The organism is Streptomyces sp. (genome assembly GCF_036524955.1).
GTDB lineage: Bacteria > Actinomycetota > Actinomycetes > Streptomycetales > Streptomycetaceae > Actinacidiphila.
Genome location: NZ_DATDBG010000117.1, coordinates 89,050 through 100,093, shown reverse-complemented (window position 1 = coordinate 100,093; position 11,044 = coordinate 89,050). Strand labels below are relative to the sequence as shown.

Below are 11,044 nucleotides of genomic sequence, written 5' to 3'. Positions count from 1 at the left end.
GTCAGACCGGGGGGAGCCGGACCAAGACGGTCTTGCCCTGGCCGTCGGTGTCGGGGGCGACGCTGGCGTGGCCCCCGACTTCGGTGACGAGCTGTCGCACCAGGAACAGGCCCCAACCGCCGCTGTTGTCGGCGTGCGGCTCGGACAGCGCGGCCGGTTGATGCGGGTGGCGGTCGTGGACCGCGAGGGCCAGGCCGCCCTGGTCGATCGCGACACGCACGTCAAAGGTCGGTGAAGTGGTGGCGGCGTGGCGGACGCAGTTGGACGCGAGTTCGCTCAGGGCCACCAGCCAGGCGTCAACGGTGGGATGTTGCCGGTCCAGGCCCTGCTCACGTGCCGCGGCCATGGCCTCGTGGCGAACCTGGGTGACCGAGGCAGGCACAGCGGGCAGGGTCGTCTCGAGCGTGAATGCGGTCATCATGTCGGGCTCCGTTGGCGGATCGCGTGACCGGCTGCTCCCCGGTCGGCGGATTCACGGCCTCGGCTCGGCGGCCGGAGCAGAAGGACGCGGGTGCCGGCCTCGGTGAGCCGTATGCGGCGGGCGGCGGCGATGGCGCGCGGGCCGAGGTGGGAGGCGGCGGGCAGGACGACGCCGTAGGTGTCGGGGAGGGCCAGGACGTCGAGCAGACCGGTGAAGGCGGCGCAGCGCCCGGGTTCGTCCAGCGCAGTCACATCGGGAGTGGTGCGCTCGGTGAACACCGCGCCGAGAAGCAATTCGTGCCGACGGCAGTACTCCGTGAGCGCAGCCGTGAGTGCGCAGGCACGTCCGGCAGGCGTCTTGGCCAGGTGCAGGAACCCGTAGACGACGGGGCCGTTGATCGTGCGGTGCTCGGTCAGCAGTTCCATGGGGCAGACCGTCCTTCACCGTGAGAGGCAGGATGCTCGGGGTGGACGTCTTGAGCGTGCCGCTGACCGGCTGGTGCGGGAATGACCACCTGTTGCACTTTCGGTGCACTTCCGCCGCACCGCGCGCGTCTGCAGTGCTTCCATGTGTGCGAAGGGAGGCAACGACGTGGCCACGGTGCACCGTTGGACTGGGCTTGAGGCCGCTGCCCTACGCGCCGCCTTGCGGATGAGCGTGCGGGGCTTCGCCGAGCACCTGGGCGTCGCACCCCGCACAGTCGCCAAGTGGGAGAAGTATCGCGCCGCGACCGAGCCCTACCCGGACAACCAGGCCATCCTCGACACCGCGCTCGCTCGGGCCGACCCGGCAGTCCACATGCGCTTCGAGGTGCTTCTCTCCGAGGCCGGCGGGGCAACAGGCCAAGACCTGCGCGTCACGGCGGCAGGTCCGCGCCTGTGGGAGTACGAGACCTGGAGTGAGGATCTGGAGCGCTCCGTTGTGGCACTCAACCGGCAGAACTTCGGCTTTGCCCACAGCCTGCTCACTCGCTGGAGCGCTCGCTGGCCGGTCGGCGAACTGGACGACCGGGGGCTGTACCTGCTCGGCCGCACCGTCGTCCTGGAGGCGGACCTGTACCGCGACCAGGGCGCCCTCCTCGGCCCCATGTCCGCACAGAACGCGTACACCAAGGGCCACCAGATCTTCACCCAGCTCGACATCCCGCGCCGGATCGCACAGATCGAGCTTTCGCAGGCCGTCGTTGCCGAGATGTCCGGCAAGCTGGACGCTGCCGCCCACCGCTATGAAGCCCTCGCCGTCGACGAGCGACTCTCGCGCCGCGACCGCGCCCGCGCCCAGCTGTGGGTCGGGACCGCGCTCAGCAAGGACGGCAACCAGGACTACGCGGCCCGCGTCATGGTCGCGGCGAGCCGCGACTTCGAGGACCTCGCCGAGCCCGACGACTGGTCCGTCGCCCAGCAGAAGTTGGCCCTGGCCTACCGCGGCTCCGGCGATCTCACCCGTGCCCTGCAATTCATCGACACCGCCCGCACGACCGGCACCACCGACACGCCGATGCAGCGTGTGCGTCTCGACACCGCGCACGGGCACATCCTGCTCTCCGACCAGGCGACCGTAGATGATGGTCTGCGCGTCCTCGACCACGCGGCAGCGGTGGCGGCCCAGTTCGGCCTCAGCCACCAACTCCGCTCTATCGAGGGCATCAGGACCTCATTCCGGGGACTGCCCAGCCCCCGGCGACGGTAACCAGGGAGAGCGCGTGAGGCACGACGACCAGCCCGGCCTGACCGACCAGCAGCGACAGCAGGCCCAGCTGATCTGGGACTACCACCAGATGCACCACCAGCTCCGGCACTGCGACGCGGCCATCGCCTTGGGTAGCCATGACCTTGGCGTGCCTGCCTACAGCGCCGAGCTGTTCCGCGCCGGCCTCTTCCCGACACTCGTCTTCTCCGGCGGCCCGAACCCCACCGCCCCGGAGCGCTTCCCGCGCGGCGAGGCGGTCCACTTCCGCGAGCACGCCGTCGACCTCGGCGTCCCGGCCCAGGCGATCCTCGTCGAGCCGAACGCCACCAATACTGGCCAGAACATCAGCCTCTCGCGCGAGGTCATGGCCCAGGCCGGCATCCGACCGACCACGCTGATGCTGATCGCGATGCCCTATATGGAGCGGCGCGCCTACGCCACGGCCCGCAAGGTCTGGCCTGAGGTCGAGATCGTGTGCGCCTCCCAGCCGATCGACTTCAACGACTACCTCAAGGGCATGGGCGACGAGCGCAAGGTCGCCGAGATGCTCTTGGGGGACCTGCAGCGGGTGATCGAGTATCCAAAGCTCGGCTTCGCCGTCGAGCAGGAAGTCCCGGGGGATGTGCATGACGCCTACCAGGCCCTTGTCCGCGACGGCTTCACCAGCCGCCTCCTCAGCTGACCTGCTTCCCCGGCCGGGCGGGGTCTGCGCGATCCACCAGCCCAACTTCCTCCCCCGGCTCAGCACGCTGGCAAAGCTGTTCGCGGCGGACTACTGGATCGTCCTTGACGACGTCCAGTTCGCCCGCCGCGACTACCAGCACCGCGCCCGCATCGCCCCAATCGACCGACCCGACCTGGTGCACTGGCTGAGCCTGGCCACTCATCTCCCCGGCGGCCGGGCCACCTTGATCCGCGACGCCCGGCTGGCTGACCCGCAACGCAGCCGCGACCAGACCGCCCAGGCGATCCGCCACTGCTACCGCCGTAGCCGCCACTGGCAGCAGATCAGCACCGTGCTGGACGTCGTGCTCGAGGGTTTCACCGGCTCTGACCGGACCGGCGTCGTGGCGGAGAACTCCACCCGGGCCCTCCTCGACCTGGTCGGCTGGCGGGGCGAGATCATCCGCAGCAGCCAGCTCCCTGCCCGTCGCGAGCGCTCGCAGCGGCTCGCCGATCTCGCTGCCGTCACGGGAGCGACCACGTATCTCTGCGGCCCTGGTGGTCTCCGGTATCTCGATCACGGTCCGTTCAAGGCCGCCGATGTACGTGTGGAGCCGTTCCTCACGCCCACTGAGGGCCTTTGGAGCAACAGCCGCCGACTGTCCGCGCTGTATTCGCTCTCTGAGCTGGGTGCGGCCGGTCTGGCTTCCGCGCTCGCTGAGACGGCTCCGTGGAAGGGCACACCTCGGCTCCCGACCGCCTGAGAGCTCTGCTGCGGCACCCGGTGCCCTGCGCCAGAAGGCACTGGCCCAGCGGATCAGTGGCACCGAGATGGATCGCCGGGCGCGGTCCGGACGCCCACCTGCGGCAGGCGATCCGTCAGCGTCGCTTTGCCGTGGACCCGAGGTCTGCCTGCGCGGTACGCGGGGCCGTTGTGCCCGCTGCGTCCACGGTCGCCGTGCCTGCCAGGGTGTTGCGGTGGGGGTGGGTGGTGGCGGCTCGGACGCGTGCGGCGTGGTGTTCGGTGGTCCGGTGCTGGATGCCCCAGTTGAGGACTTCGGCGGGGTGGTCAGCGGTGTCGAGTTCGCGTTCTCGGGCGATCTCGGCGAGGAGGTGGCGGGGGTTTTGGCCGGCGCTTTCGGCCTTGGCGAGGGTGGTGGCCAGGGCGGGCCAGGAGGGGTCGGCGAGGATGCGCGTCGTGTGGTCGGGGACGGCGGCGCGTAGGTCGGTGGCGTAGCGCTGGGCGGTCTGGGGGCTGGGGGTGCGTGAGGCGAGGTCGGCTAGAACGGGTTCGGCGGCCTGCCGGTAGGCCGTTTTCAGGTGGAACAGGGTCTGGTGGGCTGCGGCGGCCTGCTGCTGGAGTCCTCGGGCCTCGTTCCAGCGGGCCAGCGCGATGAGTGTGAGCACCGCGGTGGACAGCAGCGCTGCGGCTGCCCCGCCGTCCTTGTCCGAGCCCAGGGTGTGGAGCAGTTCCTTGGCTGCGGTGCGCAGGGCTGCGGCGCTCTGGTGTTCGGCGCGGATGGCGGAGCGGTTGGCGCGGTTGAACGACGTTGCGGCTGCTCGCAGTTCGGCCCGGATGTGGGCGGGTGCGGTGGCGGCTGCGTTGTGGAGGAGTTCACTGAACGCCGCTGCCTGTGCCTGGACCACTTCGTCCCGATCCTGGCTGCCCTCGGCTTCCTGGTCGAGGAGGCTGATGTGGAGGTCCCGCAGAACGGTGTCGGCCTGGTGCCACGGGCTGGGGCCGCTGGTGCCGGCCGTGGGCTGGTCGGTGACGTCGTGGGCGGCGAGGCGTTCGCGCAGCCGGTTGATGGACAGGTCGGAGGCTAGGGCGGAGCCGCTGAAGTAGACCGGCTCGCCTTGGCCGTTGGTGTCGTCGGGTGCGGCCAGGCTGTAGCCGGTGACGTCGCCGGTCTGCGGGCCCAGCCGGTATTTGATCTCGATGCCGAGGGTGCTGAGGGTGGAGAAGTACTCCGCCTCGTCGCGTGCGGCGGCTGCCGCTGCGTACGCCTGGTCGCGCAGCCACTCCCTTGCTGTCTCGGCGTTGCCCGCCCGCAGTGCCTTGGCCTGCTCGGCGCTGGTGGGCATCGGTGCTGCGGTGAAGTCACCGGACTTGAGGCGGCGCAGGCCGAGTTCGGCCTCGATCTTGCGGCATTCGGCTTGGGCGCGTTGGCCGTCGCGGTTGGTGCGTGGCCGGCGGCCGTCCTCTCGCACGGTGGTGGCCATGATGTGGATGTGGTCCTCGGCGTGGCGTACCGCGATCCACCGGCATCCGGCGTCGTCGCCGTCGGGCGCGATGCCGGTGGCATGTACGACCCGGCGGGCGACCTGCGCCCATTCCTCGTCGGTCAGGTAGCGGTCGCCCGGCGCGGTGCGTACGGGGCAGTGCCACACGTACTGGGGGACCTTCTTGCCGGTGCGCTGTTCGCGCACGCGGACGGGCTGGTCGAGGTAGTCGGCCAGTTCGTTCAGGAGGGCGTGGTGCTGGTCCAGGGGCGCGCGGCCGGGATCGGGGATGCCGGGCATGGCGAACGCGGCCACGATGTGGGGGTCGGTGTGTTCGTCGCGGCGGCCGGGGCCGAAGAGGTAGGAGAGGAGTCCGCGGCTGCGGGAGCCGGTGGAGACGTCAGGCACCATGGCGGCACCCCGAAACGACGTGTTCCAGGGCCAAGCGGCCGGCGCGGGCCAGGGCGTGGACCTCGGCCAGGATGTCGTCGGTGCTGTCGGGCAGGGTGCCCATGTTGATGGCGCGGGCGATCTGGTTGAGGTTCACTCCCACGCGGTGGATCTCGCGGAGCAGTTTCCCGCACACGCGCGTCAGGTCCTGGAGCGCCTGGGGTGAGGGCAGCTCCGGGACACCGTCGGGGCGCTGGTCGCCGAGGTAGGCGTGGGCGAAGGTCAGGGCGGCGTCCATCAGGAAGGCCGATCGCGAGCGCTTGGCCGCCTTGGCAGCGAGGTCGATGAACTCCCGCTCGGCCGATTCGGCGGAAGCGGTCAGTTGGATGTCGCGCTTGATGCCGCTGCGCGGCCGGTAGAGGATCTCGCTCAACGGCCGACGGCTCGTGACGAGGCTGTCGGTATCGAGCGGCAGCGCGGGGACGTCGAGCGCTGCGACGCGGCGGTGGACGAAGACGTCGGGGGTGAGGGTCGTTGCGAAGCGCGCGGGATGCTCGGCGTCGTGGTCCTGTCCCGGGAGAAGGCCGCGCTCGGCCTCCCCTTCTCGGGCGCGGTCCGAGACCGTGCCCGCGGGGGCGGGGACAATCGCAAAGTCCGCGTCGCCTCCGGCGATGTGGACTTTGCTCCAGCTTGCTCCGTCTGAATGGCCAGTGAGTGTCCGGCTGACCCGTGCGAAGACTCCGGGCTTCTTCTGGGGCTGGTTCATGGTCGTCGTGCTCCTGAACGTGGGCATGGCTGCGTTGGCGTGAGGGTGTGCGACCCGTCCCACCCGTCGCATGGCTGGTCAGCCCAGGTACGGGTGGCCATGGTGATGCGGGTCGACCCGTCACGGGGAAGTGACCCGTCCCCGCGCTGACCTGCACGGGGACGGGTGGTACGAGTCGGAGAGGGTTACCGCTGGCTCGGGGACGCTGGTTCGGGCCGGGGGCAGTAGCGGGCCCAGGCGTCGGCGAACTGGTTGCGGGTGAAGCCACGGCGCTGGGTGTCGCCGGGGAAGCGTCGGTTGGCCGAGCTGATCCCGTAGTCCTTCAGGAGCAGTTGGAGGCCCCGCGGGGTGAGGCCGCTGGTGCCGTACTCGCGCCACGGACCCTCCGGGTCCGCGTTCAGGGCGCTCAGGAGGGATTCGGTTGACAACGCGTCCGGATCGCCCAGCCCGGCGAACACCGCGCGGATGTCGGCCAGGATGCGGGTCTTCAGGCCCGTCTCCTGGTCCTGGCCCTCCTCGTGCGCGGTCATCACCCGGCAGGCGTGACGAGCCCGCTGCGGCCACCCTCCGCCCGCGAGGTCGGCGACGGCCACCAGCGGCTCCCAGGTGTCGGCCGCCCGGTCCTCGACCGGCATCACCGGCTCCGTCCCCGCCGCCGCATCGGTCAACGGCACCAGCCACCCCGCCAGCCGGTCACGAAGGGCGTGCAGCAGCGGGGTGTCGTAGCGGGAGCGGAACGACCGGACGGTCTCGCCCGGTCCGCGCCTGCGCATCCGGATCACGACGGCACGGTCCATGATCGTGTCTGGCAGGTCGCCGATCCCGGCCAGCGCGGCCATGGCGAACGTCGCGAACTTGGTGGGCTTGTGCTCCGGGCCGACGACCCGGGTGGTGGGGCGGTTGCGCTGGTGGCCGGAGTTGAGCAGGCCCCGCATCTCCTCGTTCTTCTCCGCGACCTTCACGCTGCCGAAGATGGTGTCCGCCTCGTCCACCAGCAGGGTCGGCGGCTGCTCAGTGATCGACCGGAAGATCGCCGCCGGGGTCGAGTTCACCGTGATGAACGGGTCGTGGACGGTGTCGTGGAGCACGTCCAGCAGGCGCGACTTCCCGCACCGCTTCGCCGGACCGACCACCGCAAGGCGCGGCGCGTGCTGCCACGCGGGCTGCAGGTGCGTGGCCGCGACCCACAAAGTGACCGCGTCCAGGGCTTCGCTGCTGGGCATGACCACGTACCGGGCGATGGCTGACCGCAGCTCGGTCAGCAGGTCAGCGCCCTCCGCGGCCGGGACACCGGCTCCCGGAGCGGCCGGTCCGGTCTGCTGACCGGGGTCCGTGACCGGCCTTCGGTCAGCAACCGCGGTCACCCGGTCACCGCTCCCGGTCACCTGACCGGCGGTCCCGGTCACCCGGTCACCTGCGTCGGCCGCGCGGCTGGCGGCTGACAAGGCGCGTGCGGTCAGCCTGTCACCGGATGACGGCGAACCGGCCGCCCGGGTCGGCTGTCCACCGATGCCGGCGGGAAGCGGCTGCGTGGTGGTGCATTGGGCCTGGCCGGGAACCGCCACCGGCGGCCAGGCCGTTTTCGGGGATGTGCTGCTGACGGCGCGGGTCGTAGGCTGCATGGTGAATCTCCTCGACCGGCAGTGCCGGGCTGGCAGGCCCGACACCGCCTGGGTTGATCGTTCAAGGCGTACAGGGGAGTTCGCTGGGCCCTCGGCGTCGTAAGCGCCGAGGGCCCTTCGTCTGCTGGCCACCGCCCCGGGCGGCAGACCCAGGCGGCGACCGGGAACATTACGTCCGGGGTCCGCGCCAGTCCACCGACTTGCGCTTGCCGGACACAGATAACCGCTCCTAGTCCGTCTCCCGAGCGGCCTCGGCCACGCCCAGGACGGCGTGCAGGTCCGCCGTCACCACTCGGTAGGCGTTCCCCAGCCGCAGCAGTCGGCACGGATACAGCCCCCGGCGCGCCAACTCGTAGCCCTTGCTGCGCCCCAGTGCGAGCGCCCTGTTGCCCGTCTCCAGGTCAATCGCGGCGGGGAGGGCGAGCAGTTCCTCCCGGCTCATCCCCGTCGTACGGCGGCCGGCCCGGTCCTCGTTCATGTGCTGCTCCTTCATCGTGGAAGCCGTCGGCGGACGCGGGACCGCGCCTGCTCCGGACTACGGCGATGAGGATGGACCAAGCTATTGTGTCGCCATGACACAAGATGACGTTGCAGAGTGGCAGGCCCAGGTAGCCGCCACCGTGGCGGCGGAAGTACGGCGACGGCGGAAGGAGTTGGGCATGAGCGCACAGGACCTGGCAGACGCCTGCGAGGAGATCGGCTACGCCATCCCCCGCAACGTCATCGCCAACATGGAATCCGGCCGCCGCACCACGCTCCCCCTGCCCGACGTCATGGTGCTGGCCGAAGCCCTCCATACCCATCCGATCTGCCTGATCTACCCCGTCGGCCACGTGCCGAAGGCGCCCCTGCTCCCCGACCGCGACTCTGTGGACACCTGGACGGCGCTGAGCTGGTTCACCGGCGAACAGAACACCGGTGACGGGGAACCCCTCAGCCTCTACCGGCTGCACCGCTCCGTCGTGGACAGCGCCGAACGCGCCACCAGGAAAGCCCAGCACCACCGCCGCCAGGCCGCCGCCACCGACGACCCCGGAGAGCGCGCCGAAGCCCTGCGCTCCGCCGAGCAGTACGAGAGACGCTCTGCCGACGACCACGCCTATCTCGGCCGCATCCGCACCGCCCTCCGTGAGGACGTGCTTCTTCCGCCGCCGCTTTCCCCCGAACTGGTTTTCATCGACGCCGAATCGACCACTCCGCGCGACCCCGAGGAGAACGACCAATGAAGGGCTCCACCTACCGCCGCTGCTACTGCCGCGACGCAGACACCGGCAAGCCGCTCGGCAAGTCCTGCCCCAAGCTCACCACTCGCAAGCACGGCACCTACTCCATACGCCAAGAGCTGCCGCAGCGCGCCGACGGCACCCGCCGCGCCTTCAACCGCGCCGGATACACCACCCTCAAAGAGGCACAGACCGACCTCGACCGGATACGCGCCCTGCTCGGCGTACCCGATGCCGACGACCCCGACGGCATCGAGCAGATCACCGACTTGCTGGAGCAGGTGGCGGACGAAAAGGCCCCCGTGCCCGACGTCGATGAGGTCCGCCGACGCTTCCGGTCCGGCCAGGACCTGACCGGCCGCCTCACGGTGGGGGAGTGGCTGGAGACCTGGCTCAAGGGCAAGAAGGGGCGCCAGAGCGCGATCAGCCGTGACGAGCGGAGCATACGGGTCCACCTGGCGCCGAGGATCGGCCACCTGCGGCTGGACCGGCTTCGCGTCGTGCACCTGTCGGAGATGTTCGAGGCCATCGCGGACGCCAACGTCGAGATCGCCGAGAGCAACACGGCCCGTCGCCGAGCAATCAACGACCTCGCGATGGTCCCGTGGAAGGGATTCGAGAACCGGACACGTCGTAAGGAGATGAAGGCGGCCATCGAGCAGATGCAGCCGTTCCGCTACAACGTCGGGCCGTCCACGTGCCAGCGCATTCGCTCCACGCTCCGGGCCGCGCTGAACTCCGCGATCGCCCAGCAGCTCATCACGTTCAACCCAGCTGCTCACGTCGAGCTGACGGCCGGTAAGCGGCCCAAGGCGCAGGTGTGGACCGACGAACGGATCGCGCACTGGGAGCGCACAGGAGAGAAGCCCTCGGCCGTCATGGTCTGGACCCCTCGGCAGACCGGCGCGTTCCTCGACCACGCGGCGGGCGACCGGCTGTACGGGCTGTTTCACCTGATCGCCTTCCGGGGCCTGCGGCGCGGCGAGGCGTGTGGGCAGCTGTGGACCGATACCAACCTGGAAGCCTCCCGCATCACCGTGGCCAAGCAGCTCGTGGTCGACGGCTGGGAGGTCTACGAGGACGACCCGAAGACGGATGCCGGCGCGCGCACGATCGCCCTCGACTCCGAGACGGTCGCTGTCCTGGAGCGTCACCGCAGCCAGCAGGACAAGGACCGGGAGGAGTGGGGCGACGGGTGGGTGGAGACCGGCCGGGTCTTCACGTGCGAGAACGGGGCCTGGCTTCACCCGGCCAAGGTCACCCGCCACTTCAACGAGCTGCGCGAGGAGATCGGGCTGCCGCCGATCCGGCTCCATGACCTGCGCCACGGCGCGGCGACGCTGGCCCACGCGGCGGGCGCGGACCTGAAGGACATCCAGGAGATGCTCGGGCACTCCTCGATCACCATCACCGCGGACACGTACACGAGCCTGCTGCCGGAGACCGACCTGGCTATCGCCGAGGCGGCGGCCCGCCTCGTACCGCGAACCCGCAACGTCACCCGTGCGGACAAGGCGGCCGATGCGGAGCCGATTTCCAGCGACGATGCCGACCGATCCCGCGAGGCTTCCATGCCGGATCGTGCTGATCTTTTGGGAGGGATATCGGAGATCAGCGCCCCGTCCGCTCACGCACCGCTCACGCAGACGGCCCCGGACGACGAATCCGAGGCCGCGTGACCGGCTGCTGCACCGATGAAACCCCTGGTCAGAGCGGTTTCGTGTTGTGCCCCAGGCAGGATTCGAACCTGCGACACCGGCTTTAGGAGAGCCGTGCTCTATCCCCTGAGCTACTGGGGCGGGGCTGGTGCGAATCCGTGCACGGAAGTAGGTGATCAGTCCGTACCCGGGTTCCCAGGCGACGCGGTGAGCGACTCGGTCACGACGCCGCAGTCGTACTCGCCGGGACGACCCTGCGACACACCGCGGCACCCGCTCGGAGCGCTCGACCGACAGGGTACCGGATCCAGCCCCGGGTGGACGCGGGGCCCGTGGTCGGGGCACGGGTTTCGGAGGCGGCCCGGCTTCGGGCGCGGGCGGTGCTGCCC

The 11,044-nt window shown here is 70.3% G+C and carries 11 protein-coding genes and 1 tRNA gene; 5 read left to right on the top strand and 7 right to left on the bottom strand.

The genetic code is table 11. From position 1 onward, the window contains the following. Position 1: 1 nt before the first annotated feature. The gene (locus tag VIW71_RS10195) at positions 2-421 is read right to left on the bottom strand and encodes an ATP-binding protein (protein WP_331621757.1); all 420 of its coding nucleotides are present in this window, start codon (positions 419-421) and stop codon (positions 2-4) included. Next, positions 418-846, bottom strand: coding sequence for a hypothetical protein (locus VIW71_RS10190; protein WP_331621756.1), 429 nt, complete (start codon positions 844-846; stop codon positions 418-420). The genes VIW71_RS10195 and VIW71_RS10190 overlap by 4 nt, the downstream gene beginning before the upstream one ends. Positions 847-1,012: 166 nt before the next feature. Here VIW71_RS10190 and VIW71_RS10185 point away from each other — a divergent pair, with 166 nt between their 5' ends. Genes VIW71_RS10185 through VIW71_RS10175 form a run of 3 tightly spaced genes read left to right on the top strand, consistent with a single transcriptional unit; the run spans position 1,013 to position 3,537 of the window. After that, a complete protein-coding gene (locus VIW71_RS10185; protein WP_331621762.1) occupies positions 1,013-2,110 on the top strand; it encodes a hypothetical protein in 1,098 nt (365 codons plus the stop codon). A gap of 13 nt (positions 2,111-2,123) precedes the next feature. After that, a complete protein-coding gene (locus VIW71_RS10180; RefSeq protein WP_331621755.1) occupies positions 2,124-2,792 on the top strand; it encodes a YdcF family protein in 669 nt (222 codons plus the stop codon). Beyond that, positions 2,755-3,537 carry a WbqC family protein gene (locus tag VIW71_RS10175; RefSeq protein ID WP_331621754.1) on the top strand — a complete coding sequence of 261 codons (783 nt, stop codon included), beginning with the start codon at positions 2,755-2,757 and terminating at the stop codon, positions 3,535-3,537. The genes VIW71_RS10180 and VIW71_RS10175 overlap by 38 nt, the downstream gene beginning before the upstream one ends. A gap of 115 nt (positions 3,538-3,652) precedes the next feature. On the opposite strand, the gene VIW71_RS10170 is transcribed toward VIW71_RS10175, so the two are convergent. The 4 genes from VIW71_RS10170 to VIW71_RS10155 form a co-directional block, all read right to left on the bottom strand. Then, positions 3,653-5,407 carry a relaxase/mobilization nuclease domain-containing protein gene (locus tag VIW71_RS10170; RefSeq protein ID WP_331621753.1) on the bottom strand — a complete coding sequence of 585 codons (1,755 nt, stop codon included), beginning with the start codon at positions 5,405-5,407 and terminating at the stop codon, positions 3,653-3,655. Beyond that, positions 5,397-6,152, bottom strand: coding sequence for a MobC family plasmid mobilization relaxosome protein (locus VIW71_RS10165; protein WP_331621752.1), 756 nt, complete (start codon positions 6,150-6,152; stop codon positions 5,397-5,399). The genes VIW71_RS10170 and VIW71_RS10165 overlap by 11 nt, the downstream gene beginning before the upstream one ends. Positions 6,153-6,337: 185 nt before the next feature. Continuing rightward, on the bottom strand, positions 6,338-7,774 hold the full coding sequence (locus VIW71_RS10160) for a DUF3631 domain-containing protein (RefSeq protein ID WP_414720714.1): 1,437 nt from the start codon (positions 7,772-7,774) through the stop codon (positions 6,338-6,340). Positions 7,775-8,003: 229 nt separating this feature from the next. After that, complete coding sequence (locus tag VIW71_RS10155; RefSeq protein WP_331621751.1) at positions 8,004-8,252, bottom strand: hypothetical protein; 249 nt, start codon at positions 8,250-8,252, stop codon at positions 8,004-8,006. A gap of 94 nt (positions 8,253-8,346) precedes the next feature. Between VIW71_RS10155 and VIW71_RS10150 the strand changes: the two genes are divergently transcribed. Together VIW71_RS10150 and VIW71_RS10145 are read left to right on the top strand one after the other, a co-directional pair. Then, a complete protein-coding gene (locus tag VIW71_RS10150; RefSeq protein WP_331621750.1) occupies positions 8,347-9,000 on the top strand; it encodes a helix-turn-helix domain-containing protein in 654 nt (217 codons plus the stop codon). Beyond that, positions 8,997-10,676 (top strand): site-specific integrase, encoded by a 1,680-nt coding sequence (locus VIW71_RS10145; protein WP_331621749.1) that lies wholly within the window; start codon positions 8,997-8,999, stop codon positions 10,674-10,676. The genes VIW71_RS10150 and VIW71_RS10145 overlap by 4 nt, the downstream gene beginning before the upstream one ends. Positions 10,677-10,723: 47 nt before the next feature. Here the strand turns inward: VIW71_RS10145 and VIW71_RS10140 are convergent. Continuing rightward, positions 10,724-10,796, bottom strand: a tRNA-Arg gene (locus VIW71_RS10140). Between the last annotated feature and the right edge of the window lie 248 nt (positions 10,797-11,044).

Coding starts and splice junctions, on each gene's coding strand:
- VIW71_RS10195 (WP_331621757.1), bottom strand. CDS start 421: ATGATGACCGCATTCACGCTCGAGACGACCCTGCCCGCTGTGCCTGCC.
- VIW71_RS10190 (WP_331621756.1), bottom strand. CDS start 846: ATGGAACTGCTGACCGAGCACCGCACGATCAACGGCCCCGTCGTCTAC.
- VIW71_RS10170 (WP_331621753.1), bottom strand. CDS start 5,407: ATGGTGCCTGACGTCTCCACCGGCTCCCGCAGCCGCGGACTCCTCTCC.
- VIW71_RS10165 (WP_331621752.1), bottom strand. CDS start 6,152: ATGAACCAGCCCCAGAAGAAGCCCGGAGTCTTCGCACGGGTCAGCCGG.
- VIW71_RS10160 (WP_414720714.1), bottom strand. CDS start 7,774: ATGCAGCCTACGACCCGCGCCGTCAGCAGCACATCCCCGAAAACGGCC.
- VIW71_RS10155 (WP_331621751.1), bottom strand. CDS start 8,252: ATGAACGAGGACCGGGCCGGCCGCCGTACGACGGGGATGAGCCGGGAG.
- VIW71_RS10150 (WP_331621750.1), top strand. CDS start 8,347: ATGACACAAGATGACGTTGCAGAGTGGCAGGCCCAGGTAGCCGCCACC.
- VIW71_RS10145 (WP_331621749.1), top strand. CDS start 8,997: ATGAAGGGCTCCACCTACCGCCGCTGCTACTGCCGCGACGCAGACACC.